We start from the raw sequence: 24,203 nt of genomic DNA, 5'->3' as shown, positions 1-24,203 counted from the left end.
TCGTTGCTAGAGGACTAGCACAGTTCCTAGGAAGGAGCACACGCCATACGAATGGTCCTCTCCCGGCCGCTCCGATGAATCGGAGCCGGGAGAGGGTAAGGGCGCAGTGATGCGCCCGATGAGGAAAAGGGGTTGTAGGGCAACCCGAAGCGAGATTTGGACATCCTTTGGAAGGCGGAGAGCGTTCATCTAAGGGAGGGAACCAGAGAGGGACAAAGCTGGTATACTCCCGCACACTTGCGCGCACCTGTGACGCCCGGCAGGCGATAGAAGCGAGACGATGAGCTCCATCACCGCACCGTTGGTCTTGATGTGGCGGCGGGTCAGGGCCAACTGGCGGCTGCTCTTGGTGCTGTTCGCCGGGATCTTGCTGGCGACGACGGTGCTTTCGGGAGCGCCGCTTTTCCTCACCTCCGTGAAGGAGCTGGGCCTGCGCCATGCGCTGAAGTACGAGCGCGCAGGGGTGCTGGACACGGCCATCACGGTGCAGAACCGCCCGCTTGACCCTTCCGGGTTCGGGCAGGCGGATGCGAAGATCACGAGCCTGGGCGATGAGACGATCCGCCCGTTCGTGGAGCAACAGTTCACGCATATCCGCACGCCGGGGATGGATTTCACGCGCACGGGAGCTGCGCCATCGCAGGCACGATACAGGGCGTCGCTGCAATCATTCGCGGGCTATGAAGATCATAGCCGCCTGGTGGAGGGGGCCTATCCGGCGGGGGCGCGGGGCGGCGACATCGAGGTGGGGATCGGGCGGGCCTCCGCCCAGCGGTTCAGCCTAAGGGTGGGGGACCGGATCACGGCGACGCCCGAGGGCGGACGGCCGGTGACGGCGGTGGTGAGCGGCATTTTGGAGATCGCAGACCCGGAGAGCGCGTACTGGGGTTTCCCGTTGGACCCATTCTCGCCGCAGAGCGACTATACGCCGACGGGCGATGAGATCCCGATGCTACCGATGCTGATCTCCGAGGAGCAGTACCTGGGAGTGGCGGCGAGCCGGTATCCCGGGATGCGCGTGGACTATTGGTGGTACCTGCTGCTGGACCCGGGGCGGCTCAAGGCGAACACGATCGGCGAGGCGCGGGAGGGGATCCAGGAGCTTGAGCGACAGGTGCCGCTGGACTTCCCGGGCTCCCAGGTTTTCTCCGGCCTGGGGGAGACGCTGAAGGACTACGAGAGCAAGATCTTCTTCAGCCGCATTCCGATCCTGGTGCTGCTGCTGCTGGTGGTTGCGGTGACGCTCTACTTCATCGTGATGGCGGCGGACATCGTGGTGGAGCGGCACCTTTTGGAGATCGCGCTCTTCCGCTCGCGGGGAGCGGACACCGGGCAGATGATGGGCGTCTATCTGCTGGAGGCGCTGGCGCTGTGCGGCGCGGCCTTTGTCTTAGGGCCCATCCTCGCGCTCATCTTTGTGCCGCTCTTCGGCAAGACGCCCGCCTTCAGCGATGTGAACAACGGTGCGCTGCTGCCGGTGGAGCTAACGGGTACGGCCATCCTTGCCGCGCTTCTGGGCGCGGCGCTTTGCTTCGCGGCGTTGAGCCTCCCGGCGTTACGCGGGGCGCGGTTCAACCTGTTGAACGTGCGCGCGGCCATGGCGCGCCCGGCGCGGCTTTTGCTCTTCCACCGCTATTATCTGGACCTCTTTCTGCTGGCGCTGGCGGGCTTTGCCTATTGGGAGCTGACGCAGCGCGGCTCTTTGGTGACGACGCGGCTCTTCGGCAGCGACTCGGTGAACAAGCTGTTGCTGGTGGCGCCGCTGCTGCTCATGGTCTCGTTCTCACTCTTGATCCTGCGGGCGATCCCGCTGGTCTTGCGGCTGCTAGGGGTCATCGCCTCGTTCACTTCGCGGACATGGCTGGCGCTTGGGCTGTGGAACCTTAGCCGCAACCCAGTGCAGTACCTCCGGCCGGCGCTCTTGCTGATGCTCGTTTCGGCGATGGCGGTCTTCGCGGCGAGCTACAACCAGACGGTGCAGCGCAGTTATAGCGACCGGGGGCTGTATACCTCCGGGAGCGACGCGCGGCTGGTGAATATCCCTAGGTACGCGAGCGGGAGCACCGAATCGTTGGAGGCGGAGTTCGCGAAGCGTCCGGCAGTTGAGCTGGCGCGGGCGGCCTACCGCTTCGATCCGGACACGTTCAGCGGGGACGTTCGGACGAGCTACCCACTGCTACTGGTGGACTCGATCAAGTTTGACCAGGTGGCGTGGTTCCGGGACGACTTCTCCCAGCAGGACCTATTCACGCTGCTGCGGAAGCTGGACACGGGGAGGGCGATCCTCCGTGGAAAAGACCTGCCGCCGAACACGACGGGCATCGGCATCTGGGTGAGGCCGTCGCAGGCGTACCAGAATATGTCGCTGTGGGTGCGCATCCGCGACGCGAAGGGCGACCCGTGGCGGTTCCGGCTGGGCCGCCTGGATTTTTCCGACTGGCGCTATATGCAGGCGGACTTCGTCTCCTTCTTCGGCGACCGCCCCGAGGGGCCGCTGACGCTTCTTTCCCTCTATGTGTGGGAGCTGGATTTCCCCCAGGAGCCGTTCCCGCTGGACCAGCTGGCAACCGGCTATACGAGCTCCGGCCAGATCAACCTCAGCGCGCTGACGGCGAGGCTTCCGAACGGGCAGGAGACGGTGGTGGACCGATTGGACCGCCGCGAGGGATGGGCGACGATGGCGACGAACGCGCTCCTGCCGGAGACGGTGGAGGCTTCGACACGGGTGCAGCGGCTGAACCGGCCGACGCTGGAGCTTGCGTGGAAGCCGACCTCGGGCGTGGGGCTGCGCGGCATCTATCCGAGCGACCTGCGGGAGCCGCTGCCGATCATCGCAAGCGGAGCCTTCCTGGGAACGACGGGGAAGCGCGTGGGCGATGTGCTGGACATCAACGTGGCGGGCGTGCCGATGCCGGTGAAGATCGCGGACAGGGTGGACTTTTTCCCGACGATGGACCCGGCGCGCCCCTTCATCATCGGGAACCTGGAGACAACGCTGCACTACGCCAATCTCTTCAAGGGGATGGCCATGGCCTTCCCGAACGAGATGTGGCTACGGCTGACCAACGATAGGGATGAGCGGGAGGCCTTTCAGGAGAGCCTGCGCCGCGACGGCTGGGATAGCTTCCTTGTTTTGGACAGGGGGACGGAGCTGGACCTGCTGAACAAGGACCCACTGGTGGGAGCGGCGAGCGAGGGGGTGGTCTTCACGGTGCTGCTGATCCTAGTCATCATCGCGGTGGGCGGATACCTGGGCTATTCCTATGTGGGGGCGTACCGCCTGCCGCTGGAGCACGCCGTGCTGCGCGCGCTGGGCGTGACGCAGCGGGGGCTGGTGGCCTTCCAGATTTTCGTCCACGCGACGACTGTGATTTCGGCTGTTCTTTTGGGGGCGATCGTGGGGTCGCGGGCCCACGGGACGATGGTGACGTTCCTGAATCACACGACGGAGGGGCGAGAGGTGCAGCTGCCCTTCGCGCGGGTGACGGACTGGAGCGGCCTGGGCATCGTGCTGCTGGCGAGCGGGGTCGCTATGGCACTGGTGGTGGCCTGGACGGCGGTGCAGTTCGGGCGCGCGCCCATCTGGCGGATGCTGCGGCGAGGTGAGGGCTGATGCTGCCGGGCTTCCTTTCGCTCTGGCCCCTTGCATTGCGCCGCCTGCGATGGCGATGGCGGCTCTTTGTGCCGGTGCTCATCGGCGCGCTGCTGGCTTCGGCGCTGATGTCGAGCGTTTTCATCTACGGCGATTCGGTGCGGGAGCTTGGGCTGGAGCGGCAGTTCAGCGAGGCGAGGCCGGAGGACCTGGATATCTCGCTGGTGAGCTACTACGCGCCGCCGGACGCAGCTTCGTACGCGACGATCCGGGCGGAAGTGGACACGGCGATCGAGCGCAACGTGGCGTGGTTCGTCCAGGGGCGCACGCGAGCGATGGAGGGAGCGACGTTCTATGTGAACGGCTTCGGGCGCGGAGGACAGGGACCGGTGATCTCCGAGGAGACCATCAAGGGGACGGAGCAGGCGAAGCTATCGGCGCGGCCACGGACGTTCTTCTTCAACGCGACGGAGTTCGAGCGGAAGACGACGGTGGTGGCGGGGGAGCGGCCCCGGGCTTTGACGGTGCAGGGGGATGGCCAGAGCCGACCGGCTTCGACCCCGGAGATCCCTGTCGCGATCTTCGATGAGACGGCGGCGGCGCGGCAGCTGGCGGTGGGCGACCGGATGCTGATCGTGCCGCACTGGGACGATGTCTCGCCGCACGCGGTGGCGCGGATCACGGCGATCGTGCGGCGGACGGACCCGAAGGAGCGCTACTGGCAGACGAAGACGTTTTCCTATGTGGCAAAGAGCCAGGGGGACAACTTCACGCCGGTCTACGTGCCTGAGGAGACGTTCACCGGGGGAGTGGCGCGCATCTTCCCCCGGATGCTGACGGACTATTCGTGGGCGCTGACGGTGGACCCGACGAAGATTGACGCGAACAACGCAAGTACGGCGAAGTTCGGGCTGGAGCGGATGACGAGCCAGCTACGGAGCCGCCTGAAGAACTACAACGACCAGACGCGCCTGGGCAGGGTGCTGAGCGAGTTCGAGACGAAGGACTTGTTCGGACGGATCCCGCTGCTCATCGTGACGGCGCTCATCCTGGGCATCGTCTTCTACTACTTGATCATGATCGCGAATGTGATCGTGGACAAGAACCGGGGAGAAATCGCGCTGCTGACGAGCCGGGGGGCGGACGGTTCCCAGGTGATGACGCTCTATGTGGGGGGATCGGCGCTGGTGGCGGTTGCGGCCTTTTTCCTGGGGCCGCTGATCGCGTACGTGGCGACGAAGGTCATCGGCTATACGCCGGTCTTTTCAGAGGTGACAGACGGCGGGTCGCTGCCTGTCTCGATCGCGGCGAGCGCGTACGGGATGTCGCTCCTCGGGGCGGCGATTTCCTTTGCGGCGCTGCTTTTCCCCACAGTTTCGGCGACGTGGCTGAACCCGCTCCGCTACAAGGCGAGCCTGACGCGGCCCGCGGCTTCATTCTTCACGCGCTATTACATTGATATCTTCTTAGGCATCCTGGCGGCGCTGCTCTATTGGGAGCTGACGCAGCGGGGGAGCCTGGTGACGACGACGTTCATCGGGGAGCGGAACGTGGACAAGGCGCTCCTGGCGGCGCCGGCGCTCTTCCTCTTCGCCATCGGCCTGCTGCTGCTGCGGTTCTTCCCGCTGGCGATGCGCGGGGCGATGGCGCTGGTGACGGCGCTACGCGCGGCGTGGCCGGTGCTGGGCTTTTCCACACTGGCGCGGAACCCGACCCCGTACGTACGCCTGGCGCTGCTGCTGATGTTCGCGGCAAGCGTGGCGATGTTCGCGGCGAACTTTGGAGCGACGCTGGAGCGGAGCTACCGTGACCGGGCGGCCTACGCCTCGGGCGGCGATATCCTGGTGAAGAACGCCTTTCTCCCCGCGAGCGGCGCTTCGGTCTCCTTCGAAGGGCGGTTCGGGAGCATCGCAGGGACGGAGACGATGGCGCCGGCCTATCGCGGGCAGGCCTTCTTCGGCCAGGCGCTCTTTTCCTCCTCGGATTTCAGCCTGCTGGCGGTTGACCCTGCCAGCTTCGGCAAGACTTCGTACTTCCGGGACGATTTCTCCGGGCGGTCGCTGGACGGGCTGATGGAGGTTATCGCGGCCGATGTGGTGAGAGAAGAGGGACTGGCGCTGCCGCAAGGAGCCACGGCCTTCGGCGTGTGGGTGCGCCCGGCGACCGCGCAGCGCAACCTGGCGGTTCGGGCCCGGATCGGCGACGCGAACCGACGCTACCGGGACTACGAGATGGGACGGATCACAGGGACGGACTGGCAGTACTTCGAGACGCCGGTGCAGGCGACGGGCCCGCGGGCGCTGCAGCTTCAAGCGCCTCTGCGCCTCGTCTCGCTGAGCGTCCGCTCCACGTCGGCGACCTTCCCGCCGGGAGCGGTCTACTTCGATGAGGTGACGGCGACTACGCCCGCGGGACGGCAGACGATCGAGACATTTGCGGAAGATAGGCGCTTGGCGGTGATCAACGATTCGATGGGAGCGGCTACGGACGGCATCGAGGTGAGCAGCACAGTCTCGCGCGAGTCGGGAGGCAGGTCGCTGGCGTTCATCTGGGGGCCAAACCCGCTCGCCTCGACGCGGGGGTTCCTGCTGGGGGTGGAGACGAAGGCCCGCGCGCCGCTGGAGGCCATCGTCTCGCGGAAGGCGCTGGACGATACGGGGCTGGCGAAGGGCGATAGGCTGCGGCTCTCCATCGCGGGGCATATCGTGACGGCGCACGTCTCTGAAGTAGTGGATTTCTTCCCGACGATGGACCCGTATGACGATGGGTTCATCGTGGTGAACCTGCCAGCGCTGACGCAGCGGCTAAACGCCGCGGATAGCGCGTTCGAGATATTGCCGAACGAGTTCTGGGTGACATCGAAGGCGCTGGGGGCGGAGCGGGAGCGGCTGGTGACGACGCTGCAGCGGGAGTCCAACGGCCGGGTGAGCGACCGGCAGGCGCTGCAGAGGGACTTCCGGGCGGATCCGTTCATCTCCGCCGGGTGGCGCGGCGCGCTGAACATCGCTTTTGTGGCGGTGCTGATCACAAGCCTCCTAGGGTTCGGCGTCTATGCGTATATGCTGGCGCAGCAGCGGCGGATGGAGTTTGGGCTGTTGAGCAGCATGGGGCTTTCGCCTATCGCGCTGGCGAGCGTGGTCTTACTGGAGCAGGCGGTGGTGGTGGTGATCGGCCTGGGTTTGGGAGGGTGGATCGGCTACGAACTGACCTCGCTCTTGATGCCGTACTTGGGCCTCACGGAAGAGGGCGCGCGGGTGCTGCCGCCCTTCGTCACTGAAATGAACTGGACTGCTATAATCGCGACATATGCCATCATGGCAGGCGTTTTCCTGGTGGTGACGGGCGCGCTGGCGCTCTATTATTCCCGCTTCGCCATCCCGCGCGCGATGCGCTTTGGAGATTCGTGATGCAATGGCAACGTAAGGCCCAGCCGCAGCAAGAGACGTATATCCACTGCCAGGACTTGTTCAAGATCCACAAGGTCGCGGACCTGGAGGTGGTGGCGCTGCGGGGGCTGGACCTGCGAGTGAACAAAGGCGAGATGGTGGCGATCGTAGGGCCGAGCGGGAGCGGGAAGAGCACGCTGCTGCACATCCTGGCCGGATACGAGACACCATCGGCGGGCGCGGTGAGCGTGGGCGGTCGCAACCTCCTGAAGGCGGGCCCCGGGGAGCTGGTGGACTACCGCCGCAAGGGGATCGGCTTCGTGTGGCAGCAGGTGAGCCGGAACCTGGTCCCGTACCTGACCGCGAAGCAGAACGTGGAGCTGCCGATGCTCCTGGACAGCCGCACCAAGCGGCAGCGGACGGAGCGGGCAGTGGAGCTGTTGAAGTTCGCAGGGCTGGAGGAGCGGCTGAACCACACGGTGGACAGGCTCTCCGGCGGCGAGCAGCAGCGCGTCAGCGTGGCGGTGGCGATGGCGAACAACCCGCCGCTCCTCCTGTGCGACGAGCCGACAGGAGAGCTGGATACCAAGACGGGACAGGAGATATTCAATCTCCTAAGAGCGGCAAATACGACGTATGGGACGACGGTGGTGATCGTGACGCACGATATGGAGGTGGCGGAGCAGGTGGACCGGGTGATCGCGATCTCGGACGGGAAGACGAGCACGGAGGTGGTGCGACGGCGGAGCTACCAGCGGCAGGCGGCGGGAGAGACGGCGATGGAGGAGCTTTCCATCGTGGACGGGACGGGGCGGCTGCAGCTGCCGAAGCAGGCCTTGGAGCGGTTGGGGAGGCCGGAGCACGTACGGGTGAGCCTTGAGGGAGACCACATCGAGATACGGACGGAGGGCCCATGACGACAGAGTACCAAGGGCCTCTGCTTGCCGCCGAGGACGTTACTAGGGAATTTTCGGTGGGCGGGCGCGCCATCCACGCGGTGCGCAACGTCACGATGCGCGTGGAGCAGGGGGATTTCATCGCCCTGTTGGGCAGGTCCGGTTCGGGGAAGACGACGCTGTTGAACCTGCTGGGCGGGTTGGACATGCCGAGCAGCGGAGCAGTGCTCTTCCAGGGGCGGGATATGGCGAAGATCAATGCGGCGGAGATGGCGACGCTGCGGAGGAAGACGTTCGGCTTTGTCTTCCAAAGTTTCGGCCTGCTGCCGCTCCTTTCGGCCCATGAGAACGTGGAGCTGCCGCTGCGCATCGGGGGGCTTGGACGGCAGGAGCGCGAGGCGCGAGCGAAGGAGACATTGAGCGAGGTGGGCCTGGCGCACCGGTTGAAGCACAGGCCGTATGAGCTTTCGGGCGGCGAACAGCAGCGAGTGGCGATTGCGCGGGCGATGGTCCACAAGCCATCGGTCATCCTGGCAGACGAGCCGACCGCGGAGCTGGATTCGGCGAATGCGAAGACGGTCTTCGGCCTGCTGGGGGAGATTGTGCGCCGGGACCGGGTGACGGTGATCGTGGCGACGCACGATAGGGCGGTGATGGAGGTGGCGCACCGGGTGCTGGAACTGCACGACGGGGCGCTGACGAAGCAGGCGGAGCCGGAGAGCCGGTGGGCGCGGCCACAGGGGAGATGAGGAGAGGGCCCTCACGCCGAGAGGGCGGCACGGACTTTCTCGCGTATCTCCTTGGTCTCAGGCAGGCGATGTTCTTTGAGCTTTGAGAAGGCGAGCTTGCCGTCTATAGAGACTTCAAAGGACGAGCGCGGGCCTACAGCGATAGAGACACCGCTGAGCCGCGAGTGGAATTCCTGCAGGAGCTTCTCCGCCAAACTGACGGCGTCCGGCAGATAGCCTCACTCGTTGCAGTAGAGGATTTCGATGCGGGGTTTCGCGAACACGGGCGCACCCTCTTGCTGTGATGATGCCATGATAGCACCCGTGACCAGGAGGCAGGCATCGTCAGCCCTGGAGAAGATGGATTTAGGTATGTGACGTCTTGGTCAGCGAAGGGAGCAGAGGCGGCGAGGCTACGGTTCGCTGCGGTCCCAGTGGGGCAGGGTGTGGTAGCCCTCAACGGGGGTTTTCGTGACCGTCTTGAGGCCCTGGGCGCGCTTGATGCGCTGGATGTTGTAGAGGTGGGTGGTCAGCTCATAGTAGATGTGACGGAACGTAGCCTCAAAGGAGATGCGGTAGTGCCCAGGGGCCTGTGGATCGGCTTCATAGCCGGTTGGGTGCGCCGCGGCGACCTGGGCCATGAAGCCTGAATTGGCGGCAGGGAGCCACTTCGCGCGCATGGAGGCGGGGGTCTCCTTCGAGAGAACGGTGAGGACGACGACGGTGGACTTCCTGAATCTATCGAGGACGCCTGCGGCGTCGAGCCAGTTCAGGATGTCGCGCTGCTCGTCCATGCTCTTGGCTGTGAGGTCTTGGAAATAGGCGACGGCGCTGTTGGTGGGGAGGTGCAGCTTCCAGCGATCATTGAACCAAGCCCAGGCGACGAAGGACATGTGGTTCAGGTTCTTGCGGATGCTCCAGGAGGCCCAGTCCCATTTGGGCGAAGTGAAATCGAGCTGAGCGGCGGTAAGGCCGGCTACTTCGTGCTCCACGGGGCGGTAGATATCGGTGAAGCGCTGGGAGAAATTTTCGGCAGAGGCGATATCGGTCATCGGCTAGTGTCCAGTCACCCAGGTCCCGCTCGGGTCGCGGATCCAGCCTTTGGAGGCGTAGTTGCCGCCATCCACATGGATCGTCTGGCCGGTGACGAAGGAGGACATATCGGAGGCGAGGTAGACGGCGGCACCTGCGCAGTCTTCGATGGTGCCGACGCGCTTGAGGGGGATCGTGCGGTTGTAGCGCTCGCGGTCTTCCGGCTTCGTGCCGAGAGGGACGCCTGGGGTGAGGATAACATCGGGCGCGATGGAGTTGACGCGGATGTTGTGCTGGGCCAGCTCCAGGGCCATGGTCCAGGTGAAGTTTTCCAGGGCGGCCTTGCAGGCGGAGTAGACTGCGTAGCCTGGGGCCGCGCGCCAGGCTTCGATGCTGGTGACCTGGATGATCGCGCCGCCGGTCTTGAGACGGATCATCTCATCGGCGACGGACTTGGTGCAATAGAGGGCGGATTTGAGGTTGATGCGGATGAGGGCATCCCAGCCCTTTTCGGCGACATCGAGGAAGTTGGATTTGAAGGTGCCGCCGACGTTGTTCACGAGGATGTTGATTTTGCCGAAGGTGTCCAGGGTTGCCTTGGTCATGGCTTTGACCTGGTCGAATTCGCGGACGTCTACGGCGTATGAGAGCGTGCGAACGCCCTTCTTGGCGATCTCGGCGGCGGTCTGCTGAGCGGCGGGGCCATCCTTATCGGCGATCACGACGTTTGCGCCGAAGGCGGCGAGGCCCATGGCGATGCCCTTGCCGATGCCGTTGGCGCCTCCCGTGACGATAGCGGTGCGCCCATCGAGCGAAGCGATTGACCTATCCATATCCCCTCCGATGCCGGGTGGCGAGGTCTGCGTATGATAGCAGGTGCGCGGCGCGATGCGTTTCTGTGGACAGGGGCATTTCGCGCCGCCTATACTACGCCAGCTTTTCAGGAGCAGCATCTTGCCCAGCGACCGCGCCGCCCTTTCAGATATCCGCGTCATCGAAGTCGGCGATCTCATCTCCGCGCCGTTCACGGCGAAGATGATGGCCGATCTTGGCGCGGACGTGATCAAAGTGGAAGCGCCGCAACGGGGCGATAGCGCGCGCAGGCACGGCCCGTTCCCCGGTGATATGCCGCACAGGGAGAAGAGCGGCCTCTTTCTCTATCTGAACTCGAACAAGCGCGGCATCACGCTGAACCTGGAGACGAAGACAGGGCGCGACACGCTGCTTGAGCTTTGCCGCCAGGCGGATGTGGTCGTCGAGAACATGCAGCCGGAGCAGGTGCGAGCGCTGGGACTGGACTACGAGGCGTTCGCGAGGGCGAACCCGCGGCTCATCGTCACATCGGTGACGGCGTTCGGGCGGAAGGGGCCGTACAAGGAGTACAAGGGACAGGCGATCAATGCGACGGCGCTTTCCGGCGTGGCCTCGCGCATCGGCGACCCGGAGCGGGAGCCGCTGACGACGCCGCTTTCGCGGGGCGACTACTGGGGGGCGATCAGCGCGGCGGCGGCGACCATGACGGCGCTTTTCGCGCGGCGGCGGACGGGCGAGGGGCAGCATGTGGATGTCTCGAGCGCGGAGTGCATGTCCACGCTCATCAGCTCGCTGAACGTGATGGACTTCGTTGATGTGGGCTTTGTGCCGTCTCGGTACGGCAGCCGGCTGAAGATGATCGCCTATCCCTGGACGGTCCTGCCGTGCAAGGACGGCTTCTTCACGCTCATCACGATCCAGGAGAGGCACTGGCAGCGCTTCGTTGAACTGATGGGGGCCCCGGAGTGGTCGAAGGAGGCGAGGTATAAGGATAGGGATGCGATGGGGAAGCTGTATCCGGAAGAGGTTGATGAGCGCATCAAGCCGTTCCTGATGTCCAAGACAAAGGCGGAGCTGTGGGCGCTGTGCCGGGAGAACAAGATCCCGTTCCACGCGATGCAGACGATGGCAGATGTGGCGCAGTCGCCGCATCTGCATGCGCGCGATTACTGGGTGGATATGGAACACCCCGATGCGGGACGCCTGCGCTACCCGGGCGCGCCGTACAAGCTCTCGGAGTCGCCGTGGAGGCTGAACCGGCCCGCGCCGCGCCTCGGGGAGCACAACCGCGAGGTGTTGTGCGGACTCTTGGGCTATAGCGGCGTGGACTTGGTGGATATGCGACGGACGGGGATCATCTGATGACGTTGCCGCTAGAGGGCTATCGCGTTGCGGACCTGGGTCAGGTGTGGGCAGGGCCTGTGCTGGGCCATTACCTGGCGGATATGGGGGCTGAGGTCATCCGCATCGAGTCGTCGGCAGGGTCGGACAAGATGCGGGAGATCGCGAAGGAGCCATCGGAGATACGGAAGATGCTGGATGCGAACTTCGTGTTTCGCAACCGGCTCAGCGTGACGCTGAACTTCACCAAGGCGAGGGCGGTGGAGATGACGAAGGAGATCGTGAGCCACTGCGACATCGTCATCGAAAACTTTTCGCCCCGGGTCCTGGCGAAGTTCGGCTTGGACTATCCGGCGCTGCGCAAGGCAAGGCCGGATATCGTGATGCTCTCCATGTCTGCCGCCGGACAGAGCGGGCCGTTCCGCGACCTGATGGGCTACGGGCCGTCCATTAACTCGGTCTCCGGGTATGACAGCCACGTGGGCTACTTCGGCGATAACCGGCTGATGGTGAATGCGTGGGACGCGGACCCGACGATGGCGACGATGGGGGCCTTCGCCGTTCTTTCGGCGTTGCACCACCGAGAGAGCACAGGCGCTGGGCAATATATTGATCTTTCGTTCTTCGAGGGGCTCACTTCGCTGCTGGGCGAGAGCGTTATGGACTATTCGATGAACAGGCGGGTGGCCGTGCCGCTGGGGAATCGCCATCCGATGATGGTCCCGCACGGCGTCTACCCGTGCAAAGGGAAGGACAAGTGGCTCGCCATCGCGGTGAGCGGACAGAATGAGTGGCGGGCATTCTGCAAGGCCGTGGGCGAGCAGGAGTGGACGGAGGATGAGCGCTTCGCCGATGTCTATGCGCGCCTGCAGCACCGGGAGGAGTTAGATACGTGCGTGGCGCAGTGGACGCGGAGACAGGAGCGCTACGAGGCGATGCACCACCTGCAATCGCACGGGGTGGCGGCCTCCATCGTCGCCTCGCTGGAGGATGTCTACTTGGACCCGCACGACCAGTTCCGCCGCCAAGATTTGGTGATCGAGGACGGGCGCTTGGAGAGGAACGACGTGATCTACGGCATCCCGTGGCACCTGAGCAAGACGCCGGGCGCCATCCGCAGTTTGGCGCACGGGCTGGGCCAGGACAACAAGGGCATCTTGTGCGGCATGTTGGGCATGGCCGAGGGCGAGGTGGAGCGACTGATGCAGGAACAGGTTGTCTATTAGGAGGAGCGATGCAGGCGATCAACCCGGAGGGACTGTTTAAGGCTTCTTTCTATTCGCAGGGGGTGAAGGCGGGGAAGACGATTTACGTATCGGGCCAGGTTGGCGCGCTCAATGGGCAGGTTTCAGGCGGAGGGAGCGATTTTAAGGCAGAGGCGAGGCAAGCGCTGGAGAATGTGCGGAGGGTCGTGGAGGGCGGCGGCGGGAAGATGGCGAATATCGTCTCACTGACGTGCTACCTGGTGGAGATGGAGCTTGGGGCGACGCTGTATCCGCTCATCGCGGAGACATTTCCAGGGGCGAAGCCTGCGGTGACGGCCGTTGTGGTGAAGAGCCTGGGGAGCCCGAAGTATAAGTTGGAGATACAGGCGGTAGCGGTGGCGGAGTGAGGGAGAGGGTCCATCCACAGAAAGCACAGAGATAAGGAGCATTGTCCGCAGATACCGCAGGGAGCGCAGATGGGTGCAGAGGTTCAAGGGGTAGGGTTTCGGACGAGAAGGTGACCCATTGAGGATAGTGAAAGCGCTGAAGGAGGGGGATAATCACCGGGAGCTGATGCTATGATTTGCACATTCCATGTGTTGTGAGCAGCCATGTTGTTGAACTTTGAGCGAGGGAGCCAGGCGAAGCCGAGAGGCCATGCCATCGCGTACCTGCGGAGCGTCTCGAACCCGGACGGGGTCTACGCGACGTACCTCATCGTGCCGCCGATCTCGATAGACCTGACGAAGTACATGCCGCCGATGTTCGCCGGGAAGTTTTCCCTAGCGGAGATGGAGACGGTCTCGGCTATCCCGTTGCCGCCGGTGCCGGAGAAGGTGCCGAGTCTAGCCTATCTGAAGCAGCTGGCTGAGAGCCGGGATGACGATGTCATTGCCCTTGGGGTAAGCGATCCAAGCGACCCGCAGACGATGCTGGGCGTGACGACGGAGGCGGCGCAGGAGTACCTGCGGGCCTATCAGGCCTTTGTAGGCGCCCAGCCGAAGGTTGTGGATGCGCTGGATGAGAGGCCTGCGGCGGGCGACGATACGGTTGAGGATGTGCTGGTCAGCCTGATGAGCGATCGGGACAAGCTGAGTGAACTAGCAAAGCTGCTAGGGAAACTTCGGTACGCCGTTGATTCCAAGGATATGCTGCTGATGGGCGATGCCACGGCGGAGGCGGAGACCGTGGCGAAGCATATGCCCGGGAAGTACTATGCGGAGGCGGCGATCGCGGCGGCGAAGCGGCCCGGCGACCTGGGCCGAAGGCTCTTGGAGCTGCACCTGAACCGCTGTTACAAGTTGTGCGACGAGGACTACCGTGCGGTGGAGAGCCTGGAGGCGCAAATACGCGAGGCTGAAGCCCAGGGTTAGGAGCAACAATGTCCGACACTATCCTGTATGAAATCAAGGATCGCATCGCTCATATCACGCTCAATAGACCGGACCAGTTGAATGCCATGAACCTGGAGTTCCTGCGCCGGTGGGGCTTCATCGTGCAGGACATGAATAGCAACCCGGAGCCGCTGGTGGGCATAGTGACGGGAGCGGGAGGGAAGGCGTTCAGCGTGGGAGCCGACCTAAAGGAGCGCGCTGGCGCCACGAAGCCTGCGCCTGGAGAGAGCGGCGCTGAGGCGGGAAAGACCATCGTTGAGAGGAAGCCGGGAGGCAAGCGGCCCCGGCTGATGCAGAAGCCGGTCATCGCCGCGATCAACGGCTTCTGCCTGGGCGGCGGGCTGGAGCTTGCGCTCCAGTGCGATATACGCATCGCCACGCCGAAGTCGGTCTTCGGCATGCCGGAGCCGCGATGGAGCCTGCCTGCGGGGTACGGCCTGCACAATCTCTCGCGCATGATTCCTCTGGGCGAGGCGCTGTACATCCAGCTGACGGGAGAGCGTATCGGGGCGGAGCGGGCCTATCAGATCGGCCTGATCCAGAAGATCGTGCCGGAGGAGCAGTTGATGGCGGAGGCGGAGAAGATCGCCAGTTCGGTGCTGTTATGCGCGCCCCTGGCGGTGAAGGCGATCAAGAATGTAGTGATGAGCTATCGGGACCAGCCGCTGGAGGTCTCGTGGAAGATGGCGGAGGGCCTGGTGGACGAGTTGAGCAAGACGGAAGACTTTAAGGAAGGCCCACGGGCCTTTGCGGAGAAGCGGAAGCCTCAGTGGAAGGGGCGCTAACCTCGGCGTGGCTTAGCCGCACCCCCTACCGGACAAGGTCACCTGAATCTGGGGACGGCCTCTTCAATGAAGGCCTGAAAGGCCTCGAAATCGAAGGGCGGGCGGAAGGCGATATTCATCTGGGTGGCGCCGGCGCGTTCGAAGGCGCGGATCTGCTCCACAGCCTCGCTCACCAGGCCGCGCAACATGCCGGGGCCTGTGCGCTCCACGTTGAAGCCGTCCTGCGCCATCTGCTGGAGGCCTCGCGCGGCTGATTTCTTGTCAGTTCCCAGATAGAAGCCGGTATTGATGCTTCGCATGATAGTTTGCGGGTCGCGGTTGAACTTTTCGCACCACTGGTCCAGGACGGCGATCTTGCGCCGGTAGACCTCCGGCGGGACGTAGGCGATGTTCCAGCCATCGGCGTGCTTGGCGGCGATGGGGATGGTGCGCTTCTCACCGCCGCCGCCGACCCAGACGGGGAGCTTGGCCTGGACGGGCTTTGGGTAGAGCTTCGCCTCGCGTACGCGGTAGTGCGCGCCTTCGAAGGTGGTCGTATCGTTGGCAAGCATGGACTGGATGATCTGGACGCTCTCCTCCAGCATGTCCATGCGCGCTTTGAGGCTGGGGAAGGTGTAGCCGTAGGCTTCGTATTCGGCCTGGTGCCAACCGGCCCCGATGCCGAGGTTGGCGCGTCCGTTGCTGATGTGGTCCAGGGTGGCGATCATTTTGGCGAGGAGGGCCGGTGGGCGATAGCCGGCAGACATGACGAGGACGCCGATCCTGGCGCGGGTGGTGGCGGCAGCGGCGGCGGTCATCATGGCGACAGTCTCATAGGTGGGGCCATCGCCGCCGCGATCGGGCGCTTCGTAGAAATGGTCCCAGACGGATATCCAGTTGAAGCCTGCGGCATCGGCCATCTTCCAAGCCTTGACGAAGTCTTGGTAGGGCGCGTTCTGCTGGCCGGTGTGGATGCCGAAGTTCACGAGGCGCGCTTCTCCGCCTTTGCCCCGTCGCGGGTCTCACGGGCGCAGAGTTCGCGCAGGAGGTTGTAGGGGTAGAGGCCGGTCTGGTGGCCATCGCTCCAGAGGAACTGGATAGCGTAGCGGCCGATGGTCATCCAATCGAGTGCTTCGACGGTCGGGGTGACCTGGTCGCGGCCGACCATGCGCTTGCCGGTGATTTCGTGGACGCAGTGGGCGCAGGGGCACTCGCCCCGGAGGTCGCGATGAGCGTAGGCGCAGTCTTTGCCATCGTCCCAGGTGATGTGGATGCCGTCCGGAAGGATGGCGACGGTCTTGGGCTGGTGCATGGCTATTTCCTTCGCTTTTCGAGCTCTTGCCAGATGTCCTTGGGCGTGAGGCCCGCGGAGGAGAGGAGGACGAGGCTGTGGAACCAGAGGTCGGCGACTTCATGGACGACCTCTTCGCGGACGCCATTCTTGGCGGCGATGACGGATTCGCCCGCCTCCTCGATGACCTTTTTGCCGATACGATCCACACCCTGGCTCATGAGCTTGGCGACATAGCTGCCTTCGGGCTTCTCCTTCTTCCGGGATTCGATGACGGAGAAGAGCTCTTCCATCATGTTGCCGGGTTTCTGCTGGAAGGAGATTTCGCCCTTCTTGACCTCTTGGAAGAAGCAGTTGGGCTTGCCGGTGTGGCAGGCGGGGCCGGTGGGCGTGCTCTTGAGGAGCAGGGAGTTGTTCTCGCAATCGGCGATAACCTTGTTCACCTTGATGTAGTTGCCGGAGGTTGCGCCTTTGTGCCAGAGCTCCCGGCGGCTGCGGCTGTAGAACCAGGCCTGGCCGCTTTCCATGGTGCGTTTGAGCGATTCAGGGCTCATGTAGGCCAGCATTAGCACTTCGCCCGTCTTTTCGTCCTGGGCGATGGCCGGGATCAGGCCCTGTTCATTGAGGTTGAGCTGCATAGGCGCCTCCGAGGTGACCGCCGGGCGGCTTTCCCCTGGCGAGAGGAGCCAGCGGCGGCCTGAACATGATAGCATGTCAGGATTCTCTCTGAGGAGCGGCCGTGGAAGAGCAGATCGAAGGACGCAACCCGGTCCTGGAAGCTATCAAGGCCAAGCGGCCTATCCACAAGATATTCGTTTCGCATGATTTTGACCGCCGCGGGCCGCTGGGGCAGGTGGTGGGGCTGGCGAAGGAAGCCGGCATCCCGGTGGAATACACGGACCAGCGGGCGCTCTCCCGCCTGAGCCAGACGGGGCGCAGCCAGGGAGTCATCGCCGTCGCGGCGGCAAAGGCGACGGTGGAGCTGGACGACCTTTTCCGCATCAGCAAGGAGAAAGGCGAGAGGCCGTTCTATGTGCTGCTGGACGGGATCGAAGACCCGCAGAACCTTGGGGCGATCATTCGCACGGCCCACGCGGCAGGCGTCCACGGCGTCATCATCCCCACCCGCCGCGCGGCGGGGCTGACGGCGGCGGTCTCGCGGGCGTCAGCCGGGGCGCTGGAGTATATGCAGGTGGCGCGGGTCACGAATATCGCTCAGGCGATGGAGCGACTGAACAAAGAGGGCGTGTGGACGGTGGGCGTGGATCCCACGGGGCCCAAGAGCTATGCGGAGGCGGACTACCGGCAGGGCGTGTCGCTGATCATCGGCGCGGAGGGGCGCGGCCTTTCGCACCTGGTGCGGGAGAAGTGCGAGGTGCTGGTCTCCATCCCGATGCGGGGAGAGGTCGCTTCGCTGAACGCCTCTGTGGCGGGGGCGCTGGTGATGTACGAGGCGATGCGCCAGCGGGCGAAGGCGACGGCCTAGCCTGCGCCGGTCCCTTTGCCTGCATGGCCTTCCAGGACTTGCAGGTAGTGGGTATAGATGCGCTTCTTATAGACTCGCTCCAGCTTATCCAAGAGCCGGACAGGGTCGGCGTCTACGATGATGAGGGCGTCCGTCTTTTTCTTCACCATCTTGACGATGGACTTGATGTGGCGGCTGATGCCGCCCGTTTTCAGGATAACGCCAATGACCTTGCCTTCATCGTAGGCGATGGCAAACTCGCCGAGCGTGCCTGAGCGTCCCCCGGCGAAGACGACGACATCGCAGCTGCGGATGTTCTCGATCTCGCGTCCCATGAGGCCGCTGCCGGTATAGATGATGGCGTTGTAGCCTTGGGTGGGCGAGTGGTACTTGCCGATGTGCTCTTCCAGGTTCAGCGCGGGTGAGACGCCGACAACGATGCCGCCCTGGGAGCTTGCGCCGCGAACGGCTTCGTGCGGGAGTCCGGGGCAAGCGCCGGTGACAAGGACGTAGCCGCGGCGGGCCGCTTCAGCGCCAAGCTGGAACACCTTCTGCTTGGCGTATTCGGGGATGCGCCCGCCCGCGGAGCCCATGACGCCGACGGTCATGCGGGGGAAGAGCGGGAGCTTGGTGATCTGCAGTTCGCGCTTGATCACGGAGGGCCTTTCAGAGCGGCTCGGCTAATCCTGGCGCTTCAGCGGCACGGCGTGGATGTCTATATCTGTGGCCAAGCGAAGGAGCTTCTGCAGGGTGGAGGTCTTGGTCATGTCCAGGAGACTGCTCTTCTGGCCGAAGCCGATGACGATGTTCCCGATGTTCTCTTCGCGGGCTACCTTGGTGATCGTGGCGGCGACATCCGAGCCCTGGACGCGCAGGACGCGAGCGCCGAGGTCCTCCGCAAAGCGCAGATTTTCGGCAAGGACGCGGCGCTCTTCCGGGCTTGCCTTGGCCCAGGAGGGCTCTTCTACAAAGAGAGCGATGAGGTCGCTCTGGAAGCCCTTGGCCATCTGCCAGCCGCGCCGCAACAGGTGCTGGCCGTGGGCGTGCGGGTCAATACAGACGAGGACGCGATCGCCGGCGGGCCAGACGGCCTCCACCTGGTGATCGCGCATGTACTGTTCGAGGTCTTTTTCCGCAGTGGTGGCGACGCGGCGGAGGGAGAGCTCGCGGAGCGCGGTGAGGTTGCCTTCGCGGAAGAACTGGCGCAGGGCCTGCTGGGCGCGCTCGCCAGGGTAGACGCTGCCTTCCTGGATGCGCTGGCGCAATGCGCCGGGGGCCATATCCACAAGCTGGATCTCATCGGCCTTGTCCACAACGTGGTCAGGGAGCCGCTCCCGGACGGGTGCGCCGGTGATGCTTTCGACGACATCGGCCAGGCTTTCCAGGTGCTGGATGTTGACGGTGGTGAAGACGGAGAGGCCCGTCTTGAGGATCTCCTCCACATCCATCCAGCGCTTCTCCCATTTGGACCCGGGCACATTGGTGTGGGCTAGCTCGTCAACGAGGACGAGTTGAGGACGACGCGCGATGACGGCTTCCGTATCCATCTCTTCCAGGGTGACGCCTTGGTAGGTGACCTGTTTCCTAGGGATGATAGGCAGATCGCCGATGGCCTCCTGGGTCTTTGCGCGGCCGTAGGTCTCGACGAGGCCGATGACGACGTCCACGCCTTGGGCCTTGCGGCGATGGGCCTCCATGAGCATGGCGTAGGTCTTGCCGACGCCCGGCGCCATGCCGAGGTAGATGCGCAGGCGGCCGCGTTTTCCCTGCTGCTCCTCCCTGAGGAGGCGGCTGAGGAACTTTTCCGGCGAGGGACGGCTATCATCGTGGCGCTGGGTCATGGGTTCCCCGGCTCTCTGCCGGAGCGCTCATCCAAGGCGAGGTTGAGGAGAAGGACGTTGACGCGCGCTTCGCCGAGAAAGCCGAGGGAGCGATCGTCAATATGCGCATGCACTAAATCCATGACGGTATTTTCGGCCATGCCGCGCGCCTTTGCCACTCGAGCCGCCTGCAGGTAGGCGTTGGCGGGGCTGATGTGGGGGTCGAGGCCGGAGGCGGAGGCGGTGACGGCGTCCACGGGAACCTGGGCGTCCTGCGAGAGGCCATTGGCCCTGCGGTAGGCATCGGCTCGCGCTCCGACCGCCGTGAGGAATGTCTCATTAATCGGGCCGAAGTTCGATGCGGAGGAGGCGCGCGCATCGTACCCATCCTCTCCTGCGGCGGAGGGACGCGGGTGAAAGTAGCGGGGGCCGATGAAGTTCTGTCCGATGAGGGACGAGCCGACGATCCGGCCGTCGGCATCGCGCACGAGGCTGCCATCGGCCTGCTTGCCGAAGGCACTTTGACCTATGCCCATGATGACGAACGGGTAGGCGACGCCGGTTATCACGACGAGAACGGCGAGGAGGACTACGGCGGCGCGGGCCTGTTCTTTCAGGTAGGTGAACATCTAGATGAGCCCTATGGCTGTGATGAGCATATCAATGAGCTTGATGCCGAAGAAGGGGGTCACGATGCCGCCGACGCCGTACACGAGGAGGTTGCGCGCCAGGAGCTTGCTCGCCGGGGCGGGACGGTACGGGGCCCCCTTGATGGCCAGCGGCACCAGGGTGGGGATGATGGAGGCGTTGAAGATGACGGCGGAGAGGACGGCGCTTTCCGGGGAATGGAGATGCATGACATCGAGCTTGCTGAAGGCGGGGTAGGCGCCGACGAAGGCGGCAGGGATGATGGCGAAGTATTTGGCCAGGTCCGTCCCAACGGAGTAGGTGGTGATGGCGCCGCGGGTGATGAGGATCTGCTTGCCGATGCTGACGACCTCTATGAGCTTGGAGGGATTGGAATCGAGGTCAATCATGTTCGCGGCCTCTTTGGCCGCGGCGGTCCCCGAGTTCATGGCCAGGCCCACATCGGCCTGGGCGAGTGCAGGGGCATCGTTCGTGCCATCGCCGGTCATGGCAACCATGCGCCCCTGGCGCTGTTGATCGCGGATGATGCGGATCTTGTCTTCCGGCTTCGCTTCGGCCACATAGCTGTCCACCCCGGCCTCTTTGGCGATGGTGGCGGCGGTAAGGGTGTTATCGCCCGTGATCATGATGGTCTTGATGCCCATCTTGCGGAACTCCTCAAAGCGCTCGCGCATGCCGGGCTTCACGGTGTCCTTGAGATAGGCGACGCCGACGATCCTCTTATCTATGGCAAGGGCGAGAGGGGTGCCGCCTTCGCCGGAGATGCGGGCCACGATCTGCTGGAGATCGTCCGGGGCGCGATCGGGGGAGAGGGCGATGACGGCGTCCACCGCGCCTTTAACGTAGTAGCGCCCGTCCTGGATAACGCCGCTGATACGGGTGCGGGGATCGAACTTGATGATCTCGGCCGTGGCGCTGAGGCTGCGTTCGGCGGGAGCGCCCATCTGTTCGGCGAGGGCCAGGAGGCTTTTGCCCTCGGGCGTCTCATCGGCAAGGCTGGACATGCGAGCGGCAATGAGGGCCACCAGTTTCTGATTGCCGCCGACAGGATGGATCTCCGCGGCGAGGCGGTTGCCATAGGTGATGGTGCCGGTTTTGTCCAGGAGGAGGGTATCCACATCGCCCGCCGCCTCAATGGCTCGGCCGGAGAGGGCGAGGACATTGAAGCGCGTAAGGCGATCCATCCCGGCGATGCCGATGGCGGAGGCGAGGCCGCCTATGGTGGTGGTGACAAGGACGACGAGGGCGGAGAGGAGCACGACGACGGAGACTTCCGTGTCCGAGTAATCGAGGAGGGGCTGGATGGTGATGACGGAGAGGGTGAAGATGATGGTGAGGCCGGCGATGAGGATGGTGAGGGAGATTTCGTTCGGCGTTTTGCGGCGGTGGGCGCCTTCCACGAGGGCGATCATCTTATCGAGGAAGGTGCCGCCGGGATCAGCGGAGACGCGGACGCGAAGGGAGCCCGAGGCGAGGAGGGTTCCGCCGGTGACGGTGGAGCGGACATCGGTCCCCGGCTCCTTGAGGACGGGAGCGGATTCGCCGGTGATGGCCGCCTCGTTCACGAAGGCAGCACCGCCGATAACTTCGCCATCAGCAGGGATAATTTCACCTTCGCCGATGACGATGTAATCGCCGCTGCGAAGGCTGGACGAGGGAACGCTCTCCTCACGGAGGCCGCGCAGCCGCCGGGCGGGAACGTCTTTCCTGGTGGCGCGGAGGGTTTCCGCCTGCGCGCGGCCTCGAGCTTCGGCGAGGGATTCGGAGAAGTTGCCGAAGAGGGCCGTCAGCCAAAGCCAGATGGCTATCTGCAGGGAGAAGCGGAAGCTTTCGCCGCTGACGACGTTTTGGATCAGGAAGCCGCTGACCATGAGGGCTGAGATTTCCACCAGGAGCATCATCGGGTTGCGCAGCAGGGTGCGCGGGTCCAGCTTGCGAAAGGCGTCCAGGGCGGCGCGGCGCATCAGCGACCACGTCCACAATCGCACGCCCGCCTTCCGCGCGGCGGCAAGGGACTTCATCTCGCGAGCCGTGGGCGAGGTGCGCGCCAAGGCGGCGGCGGGGCCTGTTGGATCCGGACGAAGGTTGGCAGGGGGCTGGTTCATAGGCGCTTCAGAGCAGCAAGTGCTCAACGATGGGGCCTAAAGCGAGGGCGGGGAAGAAGCTCAACGCGCCGACGACGAGGATGATGCCGATCACGAGGGCGATATAGAGGGGGCCATCGGTCGGCAGGGTGCCGAGGGTGGCAGGAAGGCGCTCTTTCCTGGCCATGGAGCCCCCGACGGCGAGCATGGGGAAGAGGACGAGATAGCGGCCCGCAAAGATAGCGATGCCTATGGTGTAGTTATAGAAATCCGTGTTGGAGTTCAGACCGCTGAAGGCCGCGCCGTTGTTGGAGCCTGCGGAGCTGTACGCGAAGAAGATCTCCGTCAGTCCATGAGGGCCGGGGTTGAGGATGCTCTCCGTCCCGGCGCGGCTCGCCGCGGCTATGCCGGTGAAGACTAGGATGGAGATAGTGAGCGCAAGCATCCCGGCCATGAGCATCTTCATCTCGAAGGGCTCGAGCTTTTTGCCGAGGTATTCCGGGGTGCGGCCAGCCATGAGCCCCCCGACGAAGACGGCCATGAGGGCAAAGATCATCATGCTCACGAGCCCGACGCCCGTCCCGCCAAAGACGGCCTGCCCCGTCACCATATAGAAGATGGGAACGATGGAGGCGATGGGCATCATGCTGCTCATGGCGCTGCTCGTGGCTCCCGTTGAGGAGGCGACGCTGGCGTTGGTGAAGGCGGAGGTCTGGACGATGCCGAATCTGGTCTCCTTCCCTTCCATGTTCCCGCCCGCCTGCTCAGAAGTCGCCTCCTGGCTGATGCCGACAGCCTCGAAGCGGGGGTTGCCATCCTGCTCGAATATCTGGGTGACGGCGAGGCAGCTTGCAAAGAGGATGACCATGACGGCGAGCAGCGCCCATCCCTTTTTTGTTTCTCCGGCGTACTTCCCGAAGACATAAGTCATGGCAGATGGGACGGCGAGCATCGCGATCATCTGGATGAGGTTGGTCCAGTGGTTCGGATTCTCGTAAGGATGGGCGGAGTTAGCGTTGAAGAAGCCGCCGCCGTTCGTCCCGAAGGTCTTGATAGCCTCCTGGGAGGCGACCGGGCCTTGAGCGATGGACTGGGCGCCTCCCTCCAGGGTGGTGATGTCCACGGCGGCTCGAAGGTTTTGAGGAACGCCTTGCCAGATGAAGAAGAGGGCGATGAGGGCGGCGATCGGCAGGAAGATGTACAGTGTGGCGCGGGTGAGGTCTACCCAGCAGTTGCCGATGGTGGCGGAGGTGCGTCGCGTGAGACCTCGGATGAGGGCGATCGCAACGCTTGTGCCGACCGCGGCGGCAGCGAAGTTCTGGACGGCCACGCCGATCATCTGGCTCAAGTGGCTCACGCCCTGCTCGGGACTGAGGGCCTGCCAATTGGTGGGGCTGATGAAGCTGAGGGCCATGTTGAAGGCGAGAGGCGCGGGGATGCCATCGAAACCTTGCGGGTTCAACGGCAGAACGCCCTGAAGCCGGAAGAGGACGAAGAGGAAGAGGGCGCAAGCGAAACCAAAGACAAGGAGCCCGATGGCGTAGCTTGCCCAGTGCTGTTCTTCATCCGGGTCTATGCGGCAGGCGCCGTAGATGAGGCTCTCCACCGGCTGGAGGAGGCGGCTCAAGAAGGTGCGCTCGCCTTGAAAGACCCTGGTCATATAGAGGCCCAGGGGCTTGGTCAGCAGGATCGCCGTGCCAAGGAGGACGAAGGCGGTGACAACGGCGGGTGAAGTCATCGCAGC

General features: G+C 64.2%; 21 protein-coding genes. 10 read left to right on the top strand and 11 right to left on the bottom strand.

Translation table 11 applies throughout. The annotated features are described in order from the left end of the window. Window positions 1-280: 280 nt before the first annotated feature. From FJ039_03110 to FJ039_03095, 4 genes are read left to right on the top strand one after another with little or no spacing between them, the layout of a single operon-like run. Window positions 281-3,613, top strand: a complete 3,333-nt coding sequence (locus FJ039_03110) for an ABC transporter permease (protein ID MBM4405158.1) — start codon at window positions 281-283, stop codon at window positions 3,611-3,613. After that, the gene (locus tag FJ039_03105) at window positions 3,613-6,999 is read left to right on the top strand and encodes an FtsX-like permease family protein (GenBank protein ID MBM4405157.1); all 3,387 of its coding nucleotides are present in this window, start codon (window positions 3,613-3,615) and stop codon (window positions 6,997-6,999) included. Before FJ039_03110 ends, FJ039_03105 begins: the two co-directional genes overlap by 1 nt. After that, on the top strand, window positions 6,999-7,895 hold the full coding sequence (locus FJ039_03100) for an ABC transporter ATP-binding protein (protein MBM4405156.1): 897 nt from the start codon (window positions 6,999-7,001) through the stop codon (window positions 7,893-7,895). Before FJ039_03105 ends, FJ039_03100 begins: the two co-directional genes overlap by 1 nt. Then, the gene (locus FJ039_03095; GenBank protein MBM4405155.1) at window positions 7,892-8,623 is read left to right on the top strand and encodes an ABC transporter ATP-binding protein; all 732 of its coding nucleotides are present in this window, start codon (window positions 7,892-7,894) and stop codon (window positions 8,621-8,623) included. The genes FJ039_03100 and FJ039_03095 overlap by 4 nt, the downstream gene beginning before the upstream one ends. Window positions 8,624-8,634: 11 nt before the next feature. Here FJ039_03095 and FJ039_03090 read toward each other — a convergent pair whose 3' ends face one another. The 3 genes from FJ039_03090 to FJ039_03080 form a co-directional block, all read right to left on the bottom strand. Further along, on the bottom strand, window positions 8,635-8,835 hold the full coding sequence (locus FJ039_03090; protein MBM4405154.1) for a SelT/SelW/SelH family protein: 201 nt from the start codon (window positions 8,833-8,835) through the stop codon (window positions 8,635-8,637). A gap of 180 nt (window positions 8,836-9,015) precedes the next feature. After that, window positions 9,016-9,654 (bottom strand): hypothetical protein, encoded by a 639-nt coding sequence (locus FJ039_03085; GenBank protein ID MBM4405153.1) that lies wholly within the window; start codon window positions 9,652-9,654, stop codon window positions 9,016-9,018. Window positions 9,655-9,657: 3 nt separating this feature from the next. Then, window positions 9,658-10,467, bottom strand: coding sequence for an SDR family oxidoreductase (locus FJ039_03080; protein ID MBM4405152.1), 810 nt, complete (start codon window positions 10,465-10,467; stop codon window positions 9,658-9,660). 55 nt (window positions 10,468-10,522) lie between these two features. Between FJ039_03080 and FJ039_03075 the strand changes: the two genes are divergently transcribed. The 5 genes from FJ039_03075 to FJ039_03055 all read left to right on the top strand — a co-directional run bounded on the left by FJ039_03075 (window position 10,523) and on the right by FJ039_03055 (window position 15,172). Then, window positions 10,523-11,809, top strand: coding sequence for a CoA transferase (locus tag FJ039_03075; protein ID MBM4405151.1), 1,287 nt, complete (start codon window positions 10,523-10,525; stop codon window positions 11,807-11,809). Beyond that, window positions 11,809-13,014, top strand: coding sequence for a CoA transferase (locus FJ039_03070; protein MBM4405150.1), 1,206 nt, complete (start codon window positions 11,809-11,811; stop codon window positions 13,012-13,014). The genes FJ039_03075 and FJ039_03070 overlap by 1 nt, the downstream gene beginning before the upstream one ends. Before the next feature lie 8 nt (window positions 13,015-13,022). Further along, window positions 13,023-13,400, top strand: a complete 378-nt coding sequence (locus FJ039_03065; protein MBM4405149.1) for a RidA family protein — start codon at window positions 13,023-13,025, stop codon at window positions 13,398-13,400. A gap of 210 nt (window positions 13,401-13,610) precedes the next feature. Beyond that, entirely contained in the window at window positions 13,611-14,366 is a 756-nt protein-coding gene (locus FJ039_03060; GenBank protein MBM4405148.1) for a hypothetical protein, read from the top strand. A gap of 8 nt (window positions 14,367-14,374) precedes the next feature. Beyond that, a complete protein-coding gene (locus FJ039_03055) occupies window positions 14,375-15,172 on the top strand; it encodes an enoyl-CoA hydratase (protein ID MBM4405147.1) in 798 nt (265 codons plus the stop codon). 38 nt (window positions 15,173-15,210) lie between these two features. On the opposite strand, the gene FJ039_03050 is transcribed toward FJ039_03055, so the two are convergent. From FJ039_03050 to FJ039_03040, 3 genes are read right to left on the bottom strand one after another with little or no spacing between them, the layout of a single operon-like run. Further along, entirely contained in the window at window positions 15,211-16,137 is a 927-nt protein-coding gene (locus FJ039_03050; GenBank protein MBM4405146.1) for a TIGR03560 family F420-dependent LLM class oxidoreductase, read from the bottom strand. Beyond that, the gene (locus FJ039_03045; protein ID MBM4405145.1) at window positions 16,134-16,463 is read right to left on the bottom strand and encodes a DUF971 domain-containing protein; all 330 of its coding nucleotides are present in this window, start codon (window positions 16,461-16,463) and stop codon (window positions 16,134-16,136) included. The genes FJ039_03050 and FJ039_03045 overlap by 4 nt, the downstream gene beginning before the upstream one ends. 2 nt (window positions 16,464-16,465) lie before the next feature. Continuing rightward, window positions 16,466-17,080: a bifunctional phosphoribosyl-AMP cyclohydrolase/phosphoribosyl-ATP diphosphatase HisIE gene (locus FJ039_03040; protein MBM4405144.1), complete on the bottom strand. Its 615-nt coding sequence runs from the start codon at window positions 17,078-17,080 to the stop codon at window positions 16,466-16,468. A gap of 101 nt (window positions 17,081-17,181) precedes the next feature. On the opposite strand from FJ039_03040, the gene rlmB reads away from it, so the two are divergent. After that, window positions 17,182-17,928, top strand: coding sequence for a 23S rRNA (guanosine(2251)-2'-O)-methyltransferase RlmB (gene rlmB, locus FJ039_03035; protein MBM4405143.1), 747 nt, complete (start codon window positions 17,182-17,184; stop codon window positions 17,926-17,928). Here rlmB and FJ039_03030 read toward each other — a convergent pair. From FJ039_03030 to kdpA, 5 genes are all read right to left on the bottom strand, one after another. Further along, window positions 17,925-18,515 (bottom strand): hypothetical protein, encoded by a 591-nt coding sequence (locus FJ039_03030; GenBank protein ID MBM4405142.1) that lies wholly within the window; start codon window positions 18,513-18,515, stop codon window positions 17,925-17,927. The genes rlmB and FJ039_03030 overlap by 4 nt on opposite strands. A gap of 72 nt (window positions 18,516-18,587) precedes the next feature. Beyond that, a complete protein-coding gene (locus tag FJ039_03025; GenBank protein ID MBM4405141.1) occupies window positions 18,588-19,748 on the bottom strand; it encodes a sensor histidine kinase KdpD in 1,161 nt (386 codons plus the stop codon). Continuing rightward, window positions 19,745-20,356, bottom strand: a complete 612-nt coding sequence (kdpC, locus tag FJ039_03020) for a K(+)-transporting ATPase subunit C (protein ID MBM4405140.1) — start codon at window positions 20,354-20,356, stop codon at window positions 19,745-19,747. Before kdpC ends, FJ039_03025 begins: the two co-directional genes overlap by 4 nt. After that, entirely contained in the window at window positions 20,357-22,480 is a 2,124-nt protein-coding gene (kdpB, locus tag FJ039_03015; protein ID MBM4405139.1) for a potassium-transporting ATPase subunit KdpB, read from the bottom strand. 7 nt (window positions 22,481-22,487) lie between these two features. Beyond that, a complete protein-coding gene (kdpA, locus tag FJ039_03010; protein MBM4405138.1) occupies window positions 22,488-24,197 on the bottom strand; it encodes a potassium-transporting ATPase subunit KdpA in 1,710 nt (569 codons plus the stop codon). Window positions 24,198-24,203: the final 6 nt, after the last annotated feature.

This window comes from Chloroflexota bacterium, from assembly GCA_016875535.1.
GTDB lineage: Bacteria > Chloroflexota > Dehalococcoidia > SHYB01 > SHYB01 > VGPF01.
This window is presented reverse-complemented; position numbering and strand designations above follow the sequence as displayed.